The 20,175-nt window shown below is 51.8% G+C and carries 22 protein-coding genes; 8 read left to right on the plus strand and 14 right to left on the minus strand.

The features are described from left to right. Positions 1–33: 33 nt before the first annotated feature. Together NSU01_RS34410 and NSU01_RS34415 are read right to left on the minus strand one after the other, a co-directional pair. On the minus strand, positions 34–876 hold the full coding sequence (locus tag NSU01_RS34410; RefSeq protein ID WP_042140432.1) for a MerR family transcriptional regulator: 843 nt from the start codon (positions 874–876) through the stop codon (positions 34–36). A gap of 93 nt (positions 877–969) precedes the next feature. After that, positions 970–1,419 (minus strand): YdeI/OmpD-associated family protein, encoded by a 450-nt coding sequence (locus NSU01_RS34415; RefSeq protein ID WP_042140433.1) that lies wholly within the window; start codon positions 1,417–1,419, stop codon positions 970–972. A gap of 140 nt (positions 1,420–1,559) precedes the next feature. Here NSU01_RS34415 and NSU01_RS34420 point away from each other — a divergent pair, with 140 nt between their 5' ends. Next, positions 1,560–2,651, plus strand: coding sequence for a GIY-YIG nuclease family protein (locus NSU01_RS34420; RefSeq protein WP_042140434.1), 1,092 nt, complete (start codon positions 1,560–1,562; stop codon positions 2,649–2,651). A 188-nt stretch (positions 2,652–2,839) separates the two neighbouring features. Here NSU01_RS34420 and NSU01_RS34425 read toward each other — a convergent pair whose 3' ends face one another. After that, positions 2,840–3,574 carry an SDR family oxidoreductase gene (locus NSU01_RS34425; RefSeq protein ID WP_076243633.1) on the minus strand — a complete coding sequence of 245 codons (735 nt, stop codon included), beginning with the start codon at positions 3,572–3,574 and terminating at the stop codon, positions 2,840–2,842. 156 nt (positions 3,575–3,730) lie between these two features. Here NSU01_RS34425 and NSU01_RS34430 point away from each other — a divergent pair, with 156 nt between their 5' ends. Beyond that, positions 3,731–4,657 (plus strand): AraC family transcriptional regulator, encoded by a 927-nt coding sequence (locus tag NSU01_RS34430; RefSeq protein WP_076243634.1) that lies wholly within the window; start codon positions 3,731–3,733, stop codon positions 4,655–4,657. A 379-nt stretch (positions 4,658–5,036) separates the two neighbouring features. On the opposite strand, the gene NSU01_RS34435 is transcribed toward NSU01_RS34430, so the two are convergent. Beyond that, positions 5,037–5,906 (minus strand): AraC family transcriptional regulator, encoded by an 870-nt coding sequence (locus NSU01_RS34435; RefSeq protein WP_076243635.1) that lies wholly within the window; start codon positions 5,904–5,906, stop codon positions 5,037–5,039. Positions 5,907–6,130: 224 nt separating this feature from the next. On the opposite strand from NSU01_RS34435, the gene NSU01_RS34440 reads away from it, so the two are divergent. The 3 genes from NSU01_RS34440 to NSU01_RS34450 all read left to right on the plus strand — a co-directional run bounded on the left by NSU01_RS34440 (position 6,131) and on the right by NSU01_RS34450 (position 8,607). Continuing rightward, positions 6,131–6,733, plus strand: a complete 603-nt coding sequence (locus NSU01_RS34440) for a sigma-70 family RNA polymerase sigma factor (RefSeq protein WP_256703832.1) — start codon at positions 6,131–6,133, stop codon at positions 6,731–6,733. Further along, positions 6,690–7,628, plus strand: a complete 939-nt coding sequence (locus NSU01_RS34445) for a hypothetical protein (protein WP_076243637.1) — start codon at positions 6,690–6,692, stop codon at positions 7,626–7,628. Before NSU01_RS34440 ends, NSU01_RS34445 begins: the two co-directional genes overlap by 44 nt. Positions 7,629–7,779: 151 nt before the next feature. Continuing rightward, the gene (locus tag NSU01_RS34450) at positions 7,780–8,607 is read left to right on the plus strand and encodes a GNAT family N-acetyltransferase (protein ID WP_042140439.1); all 828 of its coding nucleotides are present in this window, start codon (positions 7,780–7,782) and stop codon (positions 8,605–8,607) included. Between the two features lie 17 nt (positions 8,608–8,624). Here NSU01_RS34450 and NSU01_RS34455 read toward each other — a convergent pair whose 3' ends face one another. The 3 genes from NSU01_RS34455 to NSU01_RS34465 form a co-directional block, all read right to left on the minus strand. Then, positions 8,625–9,860 carry a dienelactone hydrolase family protein gene (locus tag NSU01_RS34455; RefSeq protein ID WP_083705481.1) on the minus strand — a complete coding sequence of 412 codons (1,236 nt, stop codon included), beginning with the start codon at positions 9,858–9,860 and terminating at the stop codon, positions 8,625–8,627. Positions 9,861–10,002: 142 nt separating this feature from the next. Further along, a complete protein-coding gene (locus NSU01_RS34460; RefSeq protein ID WP_076243638.1) occupies positions 10,003–10,437 on the minus strand; it encodes a DUF3021 family protein in 435 nt (144 codons plus the stop codon). A gap of 16 nt (positions 10,438–10,453) precedes the next feature. Next, positions 10,454–10,705 (minus strand): LytTR family DNA-binding domain-containing protein, encoded by a 252-nt coding sequence (locus NSU01_RS34465; protein WP_245647981.1) that lies wholly within the window; start codon positions 10,703–10,705, stop codon positions 10,454–10,456. Between NSU01_RS34465 and NSU01_RS34470 the strand changes: the two genes are divergently transcribed. Then, the gene (locus NSU01_RS34470; RefSeq protein WP_256703833.1) at positions 10,664–11,029 is read left to right on the plus strand and encodes a hypothetical protein; all 366 of its coding nucleotides are present in this window, start codon (positions 10,664–10,666) and stop codon (positions 11,027–11,029) included. The genes NSU01_RS34465 and NSU01_RS34470 overlap by 42 nt on opposite strands. 38 nt (positions 11,030–11,067) lie before the next feature. On the opposite strand, the gene NSU01_RS34475 is transcribed toward NSU01_RS34470, so the two are convergent. The 6 genes from NSU01_RS34475 to NSU01_RS34500 all read right to left on the minus strand — a co-directional run bounded on the left by NSU01_RS34475 (position 11,068) and on the right by NSU01_RS34500 (position 17,919). Then, complete coding sequence (locus NSU01_RS34475; RefSeq protein WP_076243640.1) at positions 11,068–11,886, minus strand: ABC transporter ATP-binding protein; 819 nt, start codon at positions 11,884–11,886, stop codon at positions 11,068–11,070. Then, on the minus strand, positions 11,886–12,917 hold the full coding sequence (locus NSU01_RS34480; RefSeq protein ID WP_076243641.1) for an iron chelate uptake ABC transporter family permease subunit: 1,032 nt from the start codon (positions 12,915–12,917) through the stop codon (positions 11,886–11,888). The genes NSU01_RS34475 and NSU01_RS34480 overlap by 1 nt, the downstream gene beginning before the upstream one ends. After that, positions 12,914–13,954, minus strand: a complete 1,041-nt coding sequence (locus tag NSU01_RS34485) for an iron ABC transporter permease (protein WP_042140445.1) — start codon at positions 13,952–13,954, stop codon at positions 12,914–12,916. Before NSU01_RS34485 ends, NSU01_RS34480 begins: the two co-directional genes overlap by 4 nt. Then, positions 13,947–15,041 carry an iron-siderophore ABC transporter substrate-binding protein gene (locus tag NSU01_RS34490; protein WP_076243642.1) on the minus strand — a complete coding sequence of 365 codons (1,095 nt, stop codon included), beginning with the start codon at positions 15,039–15,041 and terminating at the stop codon, positions 13,947–13,949. The genes NSU01_RS34485 and NSU01_RS34490 overlap by 8 nt, the downstream gene beginning before the upstream one ends. 255 nt (positions 15,042–15,296) lie before the next feature. Beyond that, positions 15,297–16,910, minus strand: coding sequence for a copper amine oxidase N-terminal domain-containing protein (locus tag NSU01_RS34495; protein WP_076243643.1), 1,614 nt, complete (start codon positions 16,908–16,910; stop codon positions 15,297–15,299). Between the two features lie 154 nt (positions 16,911–17,064). Continuing rightward, positions 17,065–17,919, minus strand: coding sequence for an SDR family oxidoreductase (locus tag NSU01_RS34500; RefSeq protein ID WP_076243644.1), 855 nt, complete (start codon positions 17,917–17,919; stop codon positions 17,065–17,067). Between the two features lie 230 nt (positions 17,920–18,149). On the opposite strand from NSU01_RS34500, the gene nudC reads away from it, so the two are divergent. Next, positions 18,150–19,052, plus strand: a complete 903-nt coding sequence (nudC, locus tag NSU01_RS34505; protein WP_083705483.1) for an NAD(+) diphosphatase — start codon at positions 18,150–18,152, stop codon at positions 19,050–19,052. Here the strand turns inward: nudC and NSU01_RS34510 are convergent. Further along, complete coding sequence (locus tag NSU01_RS34510) at positions 19,036–19,620, minus strand: NAD(P)H-dependent oxidoreductase (RefSeq protein ID WP_076243645.1); 585 nt, start codon at positions 19,618–19,620, stop codon at positions 19,036–19,038. The two genes, nudC and NSU01_RS34510, sit on opposite strands and share 17 nt — an antisense overlap. A 119-nt stretch (positions 19,621–19,739) precedes the next feature. On the opposite strand from NSU01_RS34510, the gene NSU01_RS34515 reads away from it, so the two are divergent. After that, positions 19,740–20,168 (plus strand): MarR family transcriptional regulator, encoded by a 429-nt coding sequence (locus NSU01_RS34515; protein WP_042140450.1) that lies wholly within the window; start codon positions 19,740–19,742, stop codon positions 20,166–20,168. Positions 20,169–20,175 lie beyond the last annotated feature (7 nt).

A 20,175-nucleotide genomic window follows, 5' to 3' on the forward strand; every position in this document is an offset into this window, starting at 1 on the left:
ACCAAGGTCAATGAAATATATGTGAAATATTTCTCAAAGTATAAAAGCGGGCGGCTCCGTTTCTGTTTGTTTTGCCGGAATATTGATCTCCAGATAGGTTTTGTTGCAGCTGTTCGTGCGCTCTGTAAACAGGATTTTACCGCTGATATCCCCGCTGACTGTATACTTCTGCGCCTTCGCATAATCCAGCATGAATCCGAAGGACTCCCGTTCGAGGTATTCCTCATAGGTGCTGACAATCACTGCAGAGATGCAGGTTGCCGGCTCCAGATACTCCACACTGTCATTCAGGCAAACCTCAAGCTTCTGCTGATCCTCTTCCAGCAGGGCAAGCCCCCAGCTGTAATCCAGCTCTTCGGCTCCATAGATGCATTCTGTATTCTCAATACGGAAGGAATAGAAGGTGAACGGCAGCAGCTCCATCCAGGACTGGACGGTTCTTTTGAGACCATCCTTCTGCAGCAAATGGTTCTTGTTCGTCTGCTGAATCCGGTACATACCCGGCACTTGCTTGATTCTGCAGGTATAAAAGGATTCGCTGATCCCCCCAAGCTCGGCATGAATCTCCTGAATCTTATTCAGCAGCAGCGTGCTGCGGCGTATCTCTTCTTCCAGCTGCATTCCGGCAGCCGCTATCGACTCTACCACTTGCTCGGAAGGTGCGTCTTTAATCAGTCCGGCCACATCCTGAAGCGGAATCTGCATGCTCCGGTACCATCTGCTCGACAGTAAATTGCGCGCGTCCAGATCATTGAAATACCGGTAATTGTTATGCTGATCCTTCACCGGCCGGACAATATCATGTTTCTCATATAAGCGCAGTGTATCTGCCGTCACCCCTAGAATTGACGCGAATTCACCGATAGAATATTTCATCAGCAGCCCCCCAGCTTACTTGATCCCATTCTTTCATCAGTTCAATGATAGAGGGTTTGGCCGGGAGACTTTGTGGATTATGTCACACGGGTGCTACTGCGCCTTGCCTTCGCTCAGGCTTGCCATCGTCTTATTGAGCCGCCGCTGCCGCGTTTCTGCCGTCTTGGCATCCTCAATCGAGAGGACAAACCGCCGTTTATTCGTGTAGGATAATCCGTCCCAGAACTGCTTCGCTCCGGCATGCTGCTCCAGCTCCGCAGCCAGATCAGCCGGTACCTCCACTTCACGCGGCCGGGTATCCAGCGCAAGCTCTACTTCGATCTCATCACCGGCACTGACACCGGCGCCCTTGCGGTGCTCCGCGCTGAGCGGAATCATGAACTGTCCGCCCATCGTCGCTACCGTGCTGGAATAGCTATATTCCCCGATCGTTACCTTCACCGCCGGCTTCTTGCTTGTCCCGAGCTCTGCTACCGCCTCCGCAGGAACAGGGATCCCCGTGGCCGTCTTGCCGCCCAGTATAACGGTTGTCCGGAATTTCATATTTATTACCTCCTGGATAGGCGCTTAGCCATTTTTATTCCCATTGTAGTGCAGGGAATGGGGCTTTTCCAGTCGCCGGTGAGGGCGGCATGGTTTATACTTAAAGGTACTGAAGAATGTGACGAACGGAGGCGGCTGCCATGCCCGCGAATCTAACAGAAAAGGTAGCAGACCTCCCTTTATCGCCTGGCGTGTATCTGATGAAGGACAGTCTGGGACATATCATCTATGTCGGCAAAGCGAAGCAGCTGAAGAAGCGGGTCCAGTCCTATTTCTACAATAACAAAGGACACTCGCCCAAGGTGAAGCAGCTCGTCAAGCATATCCGCGATCTCGAATACAGGCTGACCGATACGGAATTCGAAGCCTTCATGCTGGAATGCCAGCTGATCAAAGAGATCAAGCCGATGTACAACCGCAAAATGAAAAATCCGCTCGCCTACAGCTATATTTCCATCGTGGGTACTGCGCCGTACCGGCAGATCGAAATCGGCTATGAGCCCAGCACACAGGCAAATAGTCTCTCCTATGGTCCTTACACCAGCCGCAGCACTGTGGAGCGGGCTGTACAGGGCATTAAGGAATCGCAGAGAATTCTCTGCAGCAGCCCCCATTCCCGGACCACCCGCTGTCTCAACCATTCGCTGGGCTTATGCATCGGCATGTGCGGGGGCGGTGAGGCTCTGAAGCGGTATGAGGAGATTATCGGGCAGATCATTGCACTGCTGAACGGGAGCGGCAATTCAATCGTAAGCGGACTGGAAGCCCGGATGGAGGAGGCTGCGCTGCGGTTTGACTTCGAAGCAGCTGCCAAGTACCGTGATTACCTCGGGGCGGTCCACTCGCTGCTGCACAAGGAGCAGGTGATCGGCTTCACCGGGGAGAACAAGAATATTATCGTGCTGGAGCCGGTGGACGGGCAGTCCCACAAGCTGATTCTCATCAAGGGCAGCGTGATTCTCTACCGCACCCGGCTGGCGACTGAAGCGCTGGACAGCGGACAGCTTACCAAGATGATTACCACTGCCGCATTGGAGCATTTCCGCAGCAGCAGCCTGATTGCGGCTACAGAAGAAATGAGCCGTCATAAGATCGATGAGGCCCAGATCATCTACAGCTATCTTAAGAGCAGCTCCGGCAATTATCTGCTGGTTCCGCAGGAATGGCTGGAGGATAAGGATACCGCCGGGCTGGAGGAAGGGATTAACGGGCTGATCGGGAGCGCATTATAATCAGCGCTGATACCGGCTCTCCAGGTGATTCAGGAATGGACCGTTAACCTACTCGCGGTAACAATAAATCGCTGCAACAATAAACCAGGACCTCTGCATGCAAGCAGCGGTCCTGGTTTCTAATATAGAGGAGCATTCGGCTGCAGCCTTCCTCTGCTCGAGGGCCGCAGGCAGTCCTGACTAATAGGTTACACTTGCGCAGTAGGACGGATCACGATCTCGTTCACATCGATATTATCCGGCTGTTCAATCGCGTAGGCAATGGCACGCGCTACTGCATCCGGTGTCATCGCCAGCTTATCGCGGACGGCGGCAAGCTGATCTCTCACTGCCGGGTCTGTCACACTGTCCGTGAAGCCGGTCTTGACGATACCGGGCGAAATGATGGTGACGCGCAGCTTGTCGCCCGCCTCCTGGCGCAGTCCCTCCGAGATGGCACGCACGGCGAATTTCGTTCCAGAGTAGACCGACTGGTTACGAACCGTCTTGTGTCCCGCTGTAGACGCAGTGTTCACGAAATGTCCGAAGCCCTGCTCACGGAAGACCGGCAGCGCTGCGGCAATACCATACAGAACACCTTTGATATTAACGTCAATCATGTCCTCCCAATCCTCGACGCGCAGGTCGTCGAGCGGGGAAATAGGCATCACTCCGGCATTGCTGACGAGCACATCTATCTTCCCGTACCGCTCACAGGCAAGTGCAACGAGTCTGCTTAGATCCTCCCGCTGTCTCACGTCCGTGCTTGCATAAACGGCTTCGCCGCCATTGTTCACAATGCGTGCTGCCAGCGCCTCCAGGCGGTCTGCTCCGCGCGCTCCAAGCACTACCTTTGCCCCGCGCTCCGCAAGGAGCAGCGCTGCCGCTTCCCCGATCCCGCTGCTCGCACCCGTAATGACGACAACTTTATTCTCAATGCTCATACTGCATCCTTCTCTCTACGGTCTAATGGCCTTGCCTGTTCATTGTAAGTAAACAGCGGCCCAATCAGGTAGACAGATCGCCTCCGATCCTTGCCTAATCCTCTCCGGTGTATATATAATTAGCCATTAGACCTACGTGTAAAGGAGCAGTGAAGCATGAACGACATCTCCTCCCTCTCTACTCTCCCTGCTCATTTACAAGAACTGATTCTGCTTATTCAGCGTCATGCGCCTTCAGAAGGAACACATGCTTCAGACGTGCCGGAGCTATGCTTCAGACGCGCAAGCCAGGTGTCCGAGCCGAGACATTCGGTCAATACGCCTTCGTTATACGTGATTGTACAAGGCTCCAAGACAGCTTCGCTGGCGGGAGATACTTACAGATGCAGTCCGGGCAGCTACATGGTCAGCCCGGTGCATCTGCCTGTAGTCGGGATGATTACGGAAGCCACGCCGGAGCTTCCCTATCTGAGCCTGCAGTTATCTATTCGTCCGGAGGTCATACTGGACATCATCCACAGCAGTGGTCCGCAGCGGGAAGCAAAGACGGAACGCGGGATCCTGCTTGGCCAATCCGATACACCGCTGCTGGAGGGGCTGGTCCGCCTGGTCCGTCTTCTGGATACCCCTGAGGATATTGAGTTCCTCGCACCGATGATGATCCGCGAGATTCTGTACCGTGTGATGAAAGGGGATCATGGGGCTATCCTCAGCCAATTCTCCATTGCCGGCAGCTATTCGTATAACATTTCCAAAGCTATACATCTGATTAACCGCGATTACTCCAAGCCCCTTGTGATTGAAGAATTGGCGAAGGAAGCCAATATGAGCCCTTCCTCCTTGCATAAGCATTTCAAAAAGGTCACAGCAATCAGCCCCCTGCAGTATCAGAAGGCCATCCGGCTGCAGAACGCACGCCGTTTGCTGCTGTCAGAGGGATTAGAAGCCGCTGACGCGGGCTTTCGCGTGGGCTATGAGAGCCCTTCCCAGTTTAGCCGGGAGTATGTCCGCATGTTCGGGCGTCCGCCCATGAACGATGTTAAGCATCTGCGCAATACCTTAAGTGTTCACGCGGATGAATAGGCGAACTGCCGCAGGACAGAAGCCGCTGAATTCATTATGAGTTTTGGAAGCAAGAATCAGAGATTCTGCAGGACAGCCGTTACGAGAAGACGAGCTATCTGGCGCCGGTTCTTCAGATACACATTATTTCAGCAGATTGTTTAAGAAATATGAGGGCTTGAGTAACCTTATTACGGTATATGCGGTAGGCTTAATTGCACTTTGTACAACTAAATCGGCTGATTTATAAGCGATTATCCGTTTAGTTGTATTTCGTACAATTAAACTGCCATTTTAACCTTGATTCTCCCCTTTAGGGCAGATTTAGTTGTACAGACTGCAGTTATATGAGGCAAGCAACCCTTTTCGCTGTTTATAATTGTACAAAATACAACTATCATTAAGCGGACTTTTTAACAACGGGAATCCAGACTTCCATTTCATACATGTTATTGCCCCGGTCATACGTCATTTCAAACTCAGGACCCTCTGTGGCTTCATAATTCGAGCCCGGGAACCATTCCCCCCAAATACGCTTCCATAAATCATGAATATTGCTTTCTCCATCAGGATAAACGCCGGTCGTGAAAATTGCGTAGGTTTGCGGAGGGATATGCAGCTGTTCAAAGCCTTCCGGCAAGCCGCTTTCGGGTATAATATATCCGATCATGTATGAAGATTTCTCACCCTGCTTGTTATACATTACCGCATGAATTTGGCCGTTCTCCCCCAGTCCCGCGGCAGCCCGAATCCGGCCCACATCTCCGCCAGCAATACACCGGGTCCAAAAGGCAGGGATTTCAATAAACGGATTCTCGCCATCGGCATTAATTACAGTAGATACGCCAAACATTTCAACAGCTTGTTTTTCTTCGATTTTATAGTTCACTTCTACATCTCCCCGAATTGAAAGTTGAAAGGATAACCGGGGATAAGCCTTAAGTGAGACGCCCTTGTCGCGCGCTGACATTGGCATTACACCATGCATTTTTTTGAACGCTCTGGAGAAGGCTTCGGGCGATTCGTAACCATACTTTATAGCGATGTCGATAATCCGGGTTCCGCCTTGCTGCAGCTCAAAGGCTGCAAGGGTCATCCTTCTGCGCCTGATATACTCCGAGAGCGGCACATCAGTTATGAACGAGAACATCCGCTGAAAATGGTACGTTGAGCAGCAGGCAATCCTGGCCGCCTGATTGAAATCAATCACATCCGCCAGATGTTTTTCTACATATTCCATTGCGTTATTCATGCGGTCCAGCCAATCCATACCGGTCCCTCCTTTCAAGTCTGATTATAGGGGAGGATGAGACAGGAAACCTTGCAATCCATGCACCGAAATATCATGTTCGATATTGCTTCTATAGAATCCTCTAACCGGGACGTTTATTCCAGCCGCAAGGCTAGGGCGTTATTTTGTCGTATCTTTTTCAAAAATTTAGCCGGCAATGTCACAATATGAACAGATGGTTCGTTGTACAGAGCATAAAGGGGGTGAGAAGCTTGGAGAACGCCGATCTGCAGGAACGGATTGCAGCCGTGCTGGCAGGGGATATCCAGAAATTCGAGGCCATTATGCAGGCTTATCAGCGGCCGATTTTCTTCTATTGCTATCATATGCTGGGCCAATATAACGAGGCTGAGGACTGCGGACAGGAAGTATTCCTGAAGGCATACCGCTCTTTGGGACAATATGATCCTAATCTCCCCTTCGGCGCCTGGCTGTACACCATTGCCTATAACCAGTGTATTGATGTGATCCGCAAGCGCAAGCTGACGAAATACTTGAGTCTGTTCTACCGTGATGACCAGGAGAACCGGCCGGTCGATCAGCATATGGAGGCTAATTACCCGGACGCTGCGGTGCAGCAGGCGATGGCTATGTTAACGGCCGAGGAGCGTAACTTACTGCTGCTGCGCACCGTGGAGGAGCTGAGCTATCAGGAAATCAGCCGGATGCTTCACCAGAATACCGCGCGGCTGCGCAAACGGTATGAACGTTCCGCCAGGAAATTCAGGAAGTTTTACGCTCAGGCGAAAGGAGTGAAGCATTATGGATACGGACAAGGATCAGGAGCTGAAGGAACTTCTTCATAATCCGCGCTTTTCCCATCCGGATATATCCGGGGAAGTGATGAAGAGGTTAGAGACAGGACATCAAGTGAAGGGGGTCTTCTGGATGAAACATAAAATTAGCTTATTGGTGGTTGCGGGCATGCTGCTCACAGCTTCCACCGGATTTGCAGCCGTTCAATATCAGTCGCTGAAGAACAAGCAGGGTGAGGTTGTATATCAGGTCAAGCCCGCGAAGGCGTTCCCTGCCTATGAGGAGGAGGAGCTGCAGCGCTTGAACCTCAGCCATGAATTAGGCGAAGCTATGCTTGAGAATGGTACCGCTGCTATCTTCTACGTCTTGGACCATAATCCGGACGGGAAGCTGGATACGGAGTACAAACCGTTAGTCTATACCGACCTGTCTTCGCTCCGCAATAAGTTATCGGCTCAATCTTTGACCGTAGCCGACAAGCTTCCGGGAGGTTATGAATTCCAGACAGCCACCGCTTACTTCAAACCGGTCACCCTGCTCCACCCGCCTACCCCGGACGAAGAAAAGGCTATCGCTGATCAGCTGCGCAAGCAGGCCGAGGCAGCGGGCAGAAACTACGGGATAATGCCGGTAGAGCTGTCGGACCAAATCCTCAATTTAACTGCGGTCTATAGGCAGGGAGAACAGGAAATTACGGTGACAACAACAAGAAGCGAAGGCGAATTCACGGCTTATGTAGATGAACAAGTAGATTTCACCCCAGAAAAAGCCGTTGTCAACGGCACTGAAATGATCTACACCAAGTATAAAGGCGGCAATAGCCTAACGTGGTCAGCCGCGGTTCCGGGAAGTAGGGACACCTACCAGTACCAGATTGACGAGATGAGCGGACAATTCTTAAGCAAAGAAGCACTGATCGCCATCGCGAAGCCGCTTCTGCATTGAAAGAATACGAATTCTTTTCCCGGATGAACCTCCAGGTTTCCGCAAACTATTTAAGAAATACTCTACCTCCAGCCTCCGGCCGAATCATGTCATAATACGTATAGGGGCTGCCTCTTGGGGTAGCTCCACACGATATATAGGAGGGCGCTAGATGAATATTGAAATAATCAATCCGGAAGAAGACCAGTACGGCAACTGCAGAGAGAATATATTTATTGCATTCGGTGAACATGGGGACTACTTAGGGAGCGCCTTTACGTATCCGGCAATCAATCATCATCAGACACCCGATACCCCTTATCTGATTTATATAAGTGTGAATCCCGCTGATCATTTAGCCGAATCACAGAATAATGAGGTTAGCCAGCGGCTATTTGACGGAGTGCTTACAAGGGCTAAAGAGCTGCGGAGGCTGCGGCCGGATCTAACCGCCAGAATATACGCCGGATTTGAACCGGATCAGGAGAAACTGCGCTTCTATATGGGCAACGGGTTGGAGGCCAATTACAGCGTTGTTATGGAGGCTTCCATTCAAGATGGCTTCACCTATACCTTGCCGGAAGATATAGAGGTTACACCGGTGAACCTTAATTCTGACCAAGAGCTTACGGAGTATAAAGAGCGGTATGATGAGATCTTTGTTACGCCGCTGAATCTGGACGCACTTGCGGAACAAGGCAGCTCCCCCCATTTCCACAACCTCTCGTTTCTAAAAGAAGGCAAACTGCTGGGAGGCTGCACCTTTTTCGCGAAGGATGGCTGCGGTCATATTGAAACGGTATATGTGTCGCCCGACGTCCGCGGAACCGGGATCGCCAAAGTGATTTTGAATTACATATTCAGATATTTTTTAGCTTACGATTTGAACATAGCCCGGCTTGAGGTCTGGGAATTAAATACCCGCGCAGCCGGGCTATACAGATCCTTGGGATTCACCGAGGTGGAGCAACGGACAATGTTCCCGGGGTTCACCTTATAGCCGCCGCTGCATTGCCATCAATACACCGCCTGCGGCTCAAAGCGGCCGGTATCTTTTAACGTATAATCAAAAAACTTCAAAATCAGCGCATTCATCGTCTCAATGCAGTAATACTTATCAATATCTGCTTGCCCGCGTTGCAGCTTATTCGCAAGGATCGGCGAGAATAGCGGAAGATCGGTCAGGCTTAAGTGCTTGGCGCCTTGAAAATGAACGGCATACGCATCCATAAAGTTTGGATTATCGGTCTTGTTCGCCGCGTAAGCCGAGTTCTTCCCGAGCTGTCTCCATACATCGTCCGTGTAAATGTTCAGCAGCGGTACGTGATACGGTTCATTTTTTGCCGCCAGATCCTTAATCTCAGGGTCATACACAAGCTCGCTGAAGAATGGGGCATCGAGATTCACGACAGCATCCACATCGCCGCGCTCCCGGCCGAGCGCCACGCTTGCCGCACCGCCCATGGAGTGGCCGAATACGCCAATTTGCTCAGTGTCGATCAGCCGGTACACGGGGTCCTGGTCACTTACGGCCTTCTCCAGAATTGTATCGATCACGAGATTCATATCCCCGGTCCGCAGTTTCATCCATTTTTGCGTAAAGCCGTACAGCTCTTCCATGGTGTAAATCCCGTCTTTGTTGGAGTCGTTAAACTCCCGCAGATAATCTGCATTAATCATAGTGATCTTCCCGTCCACGCTCTGTGTATAAAAGGAATGGTAAGGATGATCAATGGAAACCACTACATAGCCGTGACTGGCCAGCTCCGTAAAGGTTGAATTGTTGCTCTCCCTGATTCCGAAGGCCCCATGGGAAAAGACCACCAGCGGATAGGTTCCCCCGGCATTGCCCGGATACCAGAATTCCACATTCACAAACCGGTTGTCCCCGGTATACGTGAATTCTTCAATCCGGTTAGGGTCCGTATACGTGTAAACAGCCGTTCTGACCTCATATTCCCCGGTCACTTCAGGTGCCCGGTACTGCGGGAATAGAATGGGCGGTATAAGTGCGATTAGCAGTGCCACAGCGGTTATAATGATTTTCAATACCCTGAATGAACGTTTGGGCGTACTTGCATTCGCCTTCCTTCGGATAAGATCAATCGTACCCTTCAGCGCAAACATGAACAGCAGTGCTGCCAGCAGTACCCAGCTGAAGCTCCAATCGATAACGGGAGAAAGCGTCAATATAACGAATACGATAAACAGGGTAATTCTAATCCAACTTTTGAGCTTGCCAAGGCTGTGCATAGGGGGGATTCTCCTCTTCCAGTTAAGTTATGACCTCATCATAAAAAACTGCGAAAAGGGTGTATATAGATTTACGGTAAGCTGTAGCTACAGGGCAATAAGATGCAGAATAACCCCACAAAGTGGGGCACTGGCTTCGGGATTAATGGTGAATTTCTTGCTTAACAGCCTTAAGTCTCTCGTTAATTTGCTCTGCTTCCTTCTTATCCTTCCCATAGGACAGCACCCGGACTACGGCATATACCACGGCAATTTGGAGGGCAAGAAGGAGTGCGCCGGATACACCAGTCACAACTCCGATCAGGCTGGCAAGGGCAATCAACAGAATCTCCAGGGTGAGAAAATGAACAACGATTCTAACACGCATGGCCCGCTCGCTTATCTCATGCGGAGTGTACCAGATGATTCCCGTTAATGCCCCAAGCAGGGAAAAGCCCATAATCGTATAGATCGATATCAGGTCAAATGCGAGCTCCGGGATATAAATCTGCCGCAGCACTGTAATGATAATCATGATGGATGCGAAGATGATCAGAAAATCGCGGATGATGTCTTTGACAAATTCAGATAGCTTCATGCTGTGATCCCTCCCCCTATAATCCAAGTCTTTGTTTGAGTGCCGGCACATACTGTCTTGATATCACTACACGTTCCCCGTTATCAAGCAAAGCTGTGAACCGGCCGCTAAGGGACGGATGCACGCTGGCAATCTTGGCGATGTTCAGAATCGTGGATTTGGAGGCGCGGAAGCAGTTCTTGTCTCTGCATAGTTCCTCCAGCTCATACAGCTTCTGCTTCACTTCATGGACCTGATTCTCGCTGTAGACAAATACTTTGCCGTCCACGGCTTCAAAATAATAGACATCACTGAGCTTGATACGGCTGAGCCGGTCCTCCTGATATCCCAGGATGATCAGGGTTTCTGTCTTCAGCTTATTTACGATTTCAGAGATCTCTTCATCAACTTCATGGCACCGGATGCGGATCTCCTCTTCTTGCTCCCTGCTGATTTGCTCGATGGAAATTTTGATAGGATCACCTGCAATCGTTCAGATTCAATTCCCGTTGCCTGTTTCATTCTCATGATAAGGGAACGGTCTGACGGCTACAAGGGGAAGGATACACAAAAAGCTGTCCTCCGGTTTGACCGGTCGGACAGCCTTGTATGAAACATGGACCTGTCAGGGATGTGATGCCTGCCAGTCCCTTACTTTAGAGCATTCGCCTGCCTATCATGATACCGTCCTCTGGGTACCACCAGCGGAGAGCCTGAGACGGGATCAGCGATTACCGTGCAATCCAGCCCGAAAATCTCTTTGACCCGCGCGCTTGTAATCACCTCTGCAGGCGTACCGGCAGCGACAAGCTTACCCGTGTGAAGCGCAAAAATATGGTCGGCATACCGCGCAGACAGGTTGATATCATGCAGCACCATTACAATCGTCGTTCCGTGCTTGCGGTTCAGGTCGGTGAGCAGATCGAGAATCTCGACCTGATAGGTAATATCCAGGAAGGTCGTCGGCTCATCGAGAAACAGGATATCCGTCTGCTGGGCCAGTGCCATGGCAATCCAGACGCGCTGCTGCTGTCCGCCGGAGAGCTCATCGATGTTATGATTGGCGAACTCGGTGATATTCATAATCTCCATCGCTTCGGCAACGGCCTCATAATCCTTCCTGGACCATCCGCCAAGCAGGGACTGATGCGGAAATCTGCCCCGTCCCACCAAGTCGGCGACAGAGATTCCTTCCGGAACAATCGGAGACTGCGGCAGGAGCCCAATTACGCGGGCCAATGGTTTGGCGGGCATTTTGGAGATCGGCTTGCCGTCGAGGGTAACCTTACCCGAGGCAGGCTTGATAAGTCTGGCCATTGTTTTGAGCAGCGTGGACTTGCCGCAGCCGTTCGAGCCGATAATCACACTTATTTTATGATCAGGAATCACCAGGTCTATACCGTGGATAACCGTCTTATTCTCATAGCCCGCTATGAGCTGTTCGGCCCCGAAATGATGTGTCTTGTTCATTATAACTCTCCCTTTCGATTCATCCGGATTAACAGGAAGATCAGATATGGCGCTCCGAGTAATCCGGTAATGATGCCTACAGGGAATCTGTACTCAAAAGCAAATTGTCCGATCAGATCGGACGCGAGAACCAAATTAACTCCGACAAGACCCGCCGGAAGGATATTCGAGGCACCTGTTCCAACGAGTCTCTTCGCGATCGGCCCCGACAGGAAGGAGACAAAGGCAATCGGTCCTGTAGTAGCCGTAGCAATCGCAACCATACAGACAGAACTGACAATCAGCGCAATTCTTGTCTTATCTGTGCTTATGCCGAGCGAGGTGGCCGATTGTTCTCCAAGCTCCAATATACTCAGATGCTTGCCCAGCAGAATGATGATTGGCGTACAGATGATTACGATGATCACCAGCGGCGGAAGCTCGCGCATTTGCGAGCCGTTGAGACTGCCGGTCAGCCATCTGATGGCTGAGGGAACGTCTTTCTCGGAGCTAATCAGCAGCAGATAGGAGATTACAGCATCCAGCATAGCCTGCAAGCCGATCCCGATCAGGATCAGCCGCCCGATGGAGAAGGTCTTCCCTCTGGATAGTACATAAATCAGCAGCACCGTAGCCAGACCGGCAATTACCGAAGCAAGGGAGATAACCGCTCCGCTTGCCTGAACTATGACGATGCAGTACACCGCCGCCGCGCTTGAGCCGGACGTAATGCCAATCACATTCGGGTTCGCAAGCGGGTTACGCAGCATGGTCTGGAAGGTGTACCCGGCAATGCCAAAGGCAAATCCGGCGAACAGTCCCGCCAGCATCCGCGGCAGCCGGATAATATTCACCGCGAAAGAGACTCCCTTGAGCTCCTCTCCGGAGAGCGCCCGGATGACATCTGTCACCGGATAGATCGTGTTCCCGAGCAGAAGCATCGCGCAGCACAGAATAAGTGCAAGTACTGCGAGGAGGCTGGTCACCAGTATGCCCCGGCGGTGTCTGCGGCGTCTGCCTGCAATAATATATTCAATCGCCTGATTTGTCATAATGACCGCACTTTCGATTTCATCGCTAATAGAATTAGGATCGGTGCCCCTACAAACGCTGTAACTACACCGACTTCAAGCTCCCCGGGGCTTCCAATAAGCCTGCCGCCTACATCCGATATCGTCAGAATAATGGCTCCGGTAACCGCTGACATAGGGATAACGAAACGCAGGTCTGATCCAAGGATAAGACGTATGACGTGAGTTGATAACAAGCCGATGAAGCCGATCGGCCCGGCCAGTGCCGTAACGGCACCGCATAACAGAACACCTGCAAGCGCCGCAATGAGCCGCAGTGTGCCTGTCCGCACACCCAGACCCGTCGCCACATCATCGCCCAGTGCCAGCGCATTCAGGGCCGGGGCCGTAATGAACGCGATCAGCATACCTGCGAGCAGGAACGGGATAAATGTCGTAATGCTGCTCCAGGTTCCCGAGCCGACGCTCCCCACCTGCCAGAACCGGAACTGGTCCATAACATAAGAACGCGGAATCATGATGGCTGTGACCAGAGAAGATAAGGCAGCGCTTATGGCAGCACCCGCCAGAACGAGCTTAATGGGCGTGGCTCCGCCACGTCCCATTGAGCCGATTCCGAATACGAATACAGCAGTAATCGCAGCTCCGGCCAGAGCTAACCATATATATTGGTTCGCGGAGCTTATGTTCAAGAATGCAATTCCGCAAACCACAAACAAGGATGCCCCCGTGTTCACTCCCAGTATGCTCGGGTCGGCAATCGGATTGCGGGTAACCGCCTGCATCAGCGCTCCCGACACTCCGAGTGCCCCGCCGCACATTAAACTGAATACCGTCCGGGAAATCCGCTTGCGGACTACGTTTGCCCCATAGCTGTCCACCTCCGGATGAAATAAACCATCGATCAGTTCATTCCACCCCACGTGACGCGCTCCCAGTACAAGGGAGGCTATCACGCACAAGACAAGCAATACCAGGCAACTCATCAGGACCGGGGTAAAGTTCTTCGGGATATGCAATTTTAGCTGTTTATCGTCCGAAAGCGGTGAACTATTCATTTATTTTATCAATAGCTCCTCCAATTAAGGCAAGGTATTCATCAATCGTGTATGCAATGGACAGCGGGTTAGGCGTTCCGGCAGCTACCAGCGGTGTATCACTGTCGATGAAGGCAACCGAACCTCTTTCAATGGCAGGGATTTTGCCCAGCAGCGAATCTGCCTGAAGTGTCTTGAGCAATTCGTCATTCCCATATCCGACGATAAGATCAGCATCGTACAGGGCTTCCACATTCTCTGCGCTTAAGCTCAAAGAGTAGCTGGTAGGGTCCGTAATCTGGGAGGTAATGCTTTCCGGATAAACCATTCCCAGCTCATACAGGAACGAGACACGGGAATCCACAGGCGTATAAATATGCAGTTTGGACAGGTCCTCAGCGGAGAAGTTAACCCAAACCACTTTTTTACCGTTAATCTGCGGATATTTGCCCGCCTTTTCGTTAACCAGGGCTTCGGTGTCCTTGATCAGCTGCTCCCCTTCTGCCTTCATGCCCATCCCTTCTGCATTTAACAGGACCTGCTCGCGCCAGGTGGTTGCCCAAGGAGCCGTCGGATAAGCGACTACCGGAGCGATCTGGCTAAGCGTATCATAGTCTTCCTGTGTAATTCCGGAGTATGCGGCCAGAATGACATCCGGGTCTGCATCCGAGATGGCCTCGAAATCAAGACCGTCGGTATCCTGGAACACATTCGGATCGGTTACATTAAGCTCCTTCAGCTTATCTGCTGTCCAGGGCAACAGTCCGCTGTCATCCTGAACGCCGAAGTTCGCTGCCGAGAAGCCTACAGGTACAACGCCAAGCGCGAGAGCCACGTCATGGTTCGCCCATTGAATGGTCACTACGCGTTCAGGCTTGCTCTCAAGTACAGCTTCACCAAGCGCATGCTTGATCGTAATCGGATACTGCGTAGCATCCTGGGAGGCTGGTGCTTCTGTAGCAGCCGCTTCAGCAGATGCCGCAGCAGTTGCAGCCGGAGATGGTGAAGCTGCTGAATTAGACTCCTGATTCGAGCATCCAACCAGCGCTATAGTAAGTGCAAATGGAATTAATAATGTTTTCAAAGAGAACTTTCTTGTTGTGTTCATGCGTGGACCCTTCCTTATCTTATAATGTATTTTTTATTCTGCTGCTGACTAAACGGCGGAGTGACCCCTCATCCCAAATAACATTGTGCAACTTTATACGATAATGAGAATCATTATCGATAAATATATAGTTGCCTGGACAGGTTGTCAATGTAAAAAATGGATTTCGCACGAAAAAAAACCGCAAGCGGGCACTGTTCAAGTGCTCCGTTTGCGGGGATTCTACGGTTAGGCTGAAGGGTTTATGGCCTCACCCTACATGCTTTTAGTTAGCGTGATGGATTTATCTCCACCCCATTGTACATCCCAGCCAAGCAGCTCCGTAATAAAGCGGAGAGGTACGACTGTTCTGTTGTCGTCGTTCACAAATACTTTGGCGCCAACAGATTGTCTCATCCCGTTGACCTCCATGAAGTCCTTGTTCATCCAGAATACCAGTGTGTCGCTGCCTGCCTTAATCGTGACCTGCTGCGCCCCTTTATCCCATTTCACTTCAGCCCCGATGCCTTCGCTCAGGTAACGAAGCGGAATGTAGGTCATGCCGCTCCAGATGAAGGGCTCTGTATCCATTTGCGTTACAGTGCCGTTAATGTTCAGCACGCCGCTGCCTACCTTCATCCAGACCTTGGTCATTGCTGCAGGATCTGTTGTAGCAGGTGTAACTGCTTCCTGAAACTTGTCGTTAAACTGCGTTACAATCGCATTGCCCAGCGCTTGTCCGACACTGAACATGGTCTTGTAGCCCTCGCGGTTCGTCTGGTAAGAAGCGGTGTAGTCGCCCGCCGCATACTGCGTAAGCACCTGCTGTACCTGATTCTCATGGGTTGTCAGCGCGGCTTGGCCTGCAGCCTTAGGCAGGTTGCCTGCGGTTGCCGAATCAAGGAACGCGGCGAATTCAGTTGCGAATCCGGCGATACGCGCCTCTACCGCGGCTTTGGCTGCTGCATCCTTATTTTTGACTGCCGATACAAAATCAGCTTGGGCGTTGACATGGTTCGTTACCCAGATTTGCTCGAATGCCGCTGCACCCTCTGCCCCATAGATGGAGGCAATGGCTGCTTTGAAGTCAGCCGTGTTCATGGCTTCCGCGCGGATCAGCGCATCTGAAGCGGCCCTTCCCTCGTATTGCTCCTGCATTTGCAGAACTGACAGGGCGAAATGCTCGCCAGCCAATTGATTGAGTGCGGATCTCAGATCAGCTGCTTTGGTATCGGCTTTGGTGCTTTCGAATTTGGCAGGCATCTGGGTAACGATTGCGCTCGACAATGCCTTACTGATGCTGAACATTTCAGCGTAGCCTTTACGGTAGGCCTCATAGGCGCCCTGGTAATCGCCCGCTGCATAATCCTCGAATACCTCCTGGACATGATCCTCGTGACTGCGGATGACCTGCTTCGCTGCGGCTGCCGGAAGCTTGCCCTCTGTCGCCGTGCCGAGGAAATTGCCGAATTCGTCTACAAAGCCGCTTACTTTATCTTCTGCCGTTTGAATTGCGGCTGTATCCTTGTTCTTCGTTGCCTTCACAAGATCCTCTGTGTACTGATTATGGGCGCGGAAGATTCTTTCGAATTCAGCTGCGCCTGCATCGCCATACAGCGAAGCAATAGCCGGCTGCATATCGAGTGCGTTCTGATCAAGCGCCTTGTAGGCGGCCGCCGCATCCGGTGTTCCGTCATAGGCTTTGGTCATGGCCGTTACCGCCAGGGTGAAATGCTCGGAGAGCAAATAATCCAGTCCGGCTCTCAGTTCAGCTGCCGGTGTGTTCACCGATGCCTTCACTGCTGTAGCAGCCGGCGACGCTGCACCCGCCATTGTCGGCATCAGCAAGGTCATGCTTAACATGGGAACGATCCATTTCTTCATTGTCATCTCGCTTCACTCCTTAGGTTAGTGTTATGAGTGTTACGCGGACAGTTCAGGTATGGATCACCCATAGATCAAAAAAAATCCCCACACGCTAAATTTAGCAAGTGGGGATTTTTTTGAAAATAGGCATCATAGGCTGCTATGCCGGGATAGGAGATTAGGCCAAAAGCTGGCGTACACCTTCACTAAGCGGTGTAAGCGGACGGTTCAGCAGCTTCTCCAGGTCACCGCTCTCGATATTCAGTGCACCGTCGCGGATCGCGCCTTGGATGGCAACTACAATCGGCAGCGCAGCTTCCGGTACGCCTGCACCGGCCATGATCTTCGCATAAGTAGCGTCATCTACTTGCTGTACGTTAACCTCTTGCCCGAGCACCTCACCAACCACGGTTGCCAGTTCAGCCTGGGTGAGCGGCTTGCCGGACAATTCGTAAATGACATTCTCACGGCCTTCACCGGCCAGAACCGCAGCAGCCGCCTGGGCATAATCGCTGCGTGTGGCCCAGCCCACCTTGCCGTCTTCCGCGGAGGTCAGCCAAGGTGCGCCGGCTTTCACGGCCTGAATGGAGCCGACTTCATTCTCCAGATACCAATTATTGCGCAGTAAGGCATAAGGAATGCCGGATTCACGGATGAACTCTTCGGTAGCACGGTGTACCGGTGCCAGGAACAGGGAGCTGTTATCGGCATCGCCTACGCTGGTATAGACGATGAAGCCTACACCCGCACGGACAGCGGCATCCACAGCGGCCTTATGCTGGCGGATACGTGTATCATTGTCACCGTCTGCCGAGACAATCAGCAGGCGCTCTACGCCGGCAAAGGCTGCATCCAGCGTCTCCGGCTGATCAAAATCGCCATGACGGACATCGACTCCGCGTGCTTGCAGCTCAGCTGCCTTCTCCGGATTTCTGACACTGGCTACAATATTCTCAGCCGGTACGGTCTTCAGCAATGTTTCTGCTACGATGGAACCAAAGTGACCCGTTGCTCCTGTTAATGCGATTTTCATTTCAATTTCCTCCATTATGAGTATCGTTTATTTGAATAGCAGTTGTTATTTCCCGTAAACATAGGTGATTTGCTCTCCTGTAACTATTGTAGTTACATGTTGACGGAATGTCAAATGGATTGTTTCATCAGCTGATGACAGGGATGGAATACGCATAGTGCTGAATGGTTAGCATTCCCTTATCATGCTATTCTTAATAGACAAATCCCCTTTCAGAAAGGTTCTGCATAATGGAGAAACAGAGAGAAAGCATCTATACACGCTATGTTCCGGGATTGACTCCGGAATCTGAATTCACCGGCGAGGCCTGCCAGCTCATCTTCCAATCCGGCAAGCTGCTTGTTACGGAGCCTTCCTCTCCTCCCGGCATCCCTATGGCCCGCTCCCTTGAAGAGCTGGCGGTTACACCGCTGCGCATACTCTACCTAGGCACCTTCGCGGGTCTCCCCTGCTACGCCTCAGAGGTAAGCGCGGAAGCTCCCGAGCCGCCGGGCCTCGCTTTCCGTCCGCTGCGCTCCTTATATGAGGTGCTGGAGGAAGACCTGTTCCATCTTGCCGGCAAAGCACTGCAGCTGCTGGTCTGGGACGGCAATCACAGGTTCTGCGGCCGTTGCGGAACTGAAACCGCCCACTCTCTGACGGAACGGTCCCGGATCTGCCCGCAGTGCGGGCTGGTTAGTTATCCGCAGCTTGCGCCTGCCGTCATTACAGCAATCCTGAAAGATAATCAGCTTCTGCTCGCCCATGCTCCGCATTTCCAGAACGGGATGTACGGGCTGATTGCCGGCTTTGTCGAGCCGGGTGAGACCCTGGAGGATTGTGTGCGGCGTGAGACTATGGAAGAGGTCGGCCTGAAGGTCAAGAATATAACCTATTTCGGCAGCCAGCAGTGGCCTTTTCCCAATTCCCTGATGGTCGGCTTCCTTGCAGAGTATGAGAGCGGAGAAATAACGGTCGACGGCGAAGAGCTTGATCATGCCGCATGGTTCCCTATGGATCAATTACCCGTTATTCCGCCTCCGGTCAGCATCGCCCGCAAAATCATCGACTGGGTCGTAGAGCAGCACTCTGAGTCAGGTGCCGCTGCGGACAAGGAAATTATAGACGGGACCCGATTCAGCCTACCGTCTTGAAATAGCGGTAAATCTGCTCCAGCTTACGGCTCTGCTTGCCCTTCGGACTCTCCATGCTGCCGAACTCGAAGAACTTCACCTTGCGGATGCCCACAAAATTAAATAGGGCTTTGCGCATCAGCGCCTTGTGTGAGTTATTCAGCCACAGCAGCGGATAGTGGGCCGGCCCCTTCATGCTGGAGATGCAGATAACGCGCTTCCCCTTGAGCAGCCCTTCCGGCAATAGTCCTCCCTTATCGCGGTACGCGAAGCCTGAAGCGAACATGCGGTCAATGTACCCCATCAGCATCGCCGGCGGTCTTCCCCACCAGATCGGATAGACCAGCACAATCTGATCGGCCCACAGCAGCTGTTCCCTGTATTCCTCAAGCTCCGGATCACGGTACATATCGCGTCTGCGCTTATTCTCATTAAACACCAGCACCGGATCAAATCCGGCCTCATACAAATCAAGCACTTTGACTTCGTTAATCTTCGTATTCTCCTTGCTGCCGCGCAGCACTTCCTGCAGAAAGGCATAGCTGAGACTGCGGTGGTTCGGATGTGTATAAATAACGAGTGTGTTCATCAGTGTACCCCCTTTAGTTATCATTTGATAACAAAAACATAGCATAGTTTTAATTTAGTTGTCAAATGATAATTGTTTTTTGATAATTAATTTGGTATGTTTTCCTCTGAGGTGATCTTATGGACAACAACCAGCTGTTCCAGAAATTCGTAGCCTTCAGTGCTGCCGTCCATCAAATAACAAACGATATTACCAAAGATGTGAAATCAGAGGCCTTAACGCCGCTGCAATATAAAATTCTCGAATACATCGCCGTCAGCCAGCCGGTAACACTCAGCGAGGTCAGTGACTGTATGCAGATGTCGATGCCCAATACGAGCCGTGAAGTGAAAAAGCTCAGCCAAAAGGGCGTCTGTACCCGGATCACCGACCCGGATGACCGCCGCAAGCAGGGTATTATGCTCTCTGCCGCAGGCGAAGCGCTGATGAACGAAGCCTTTCAGCAGATCGCCGTCCGGTTCGAGCAGCGTATTGCGGGTATAACGGCTGCAGAACGCAAAGAGATCGAGCAGGCGCTCGATCTCTTGCAGCAGAAAGTATTTTATTAAGCCTAGA

The sequence above is a fragment of the Paenibacillus sp. FSL H8-0259 genome, from assembly GCF_037963255.1.
Lineage (GTDB): Bacteria > Bacillota > Bacilli > Paenibacillales > Paenibacillaceae > Paenibacillus_AQ > Paenibacillus_AQ phytohabitans.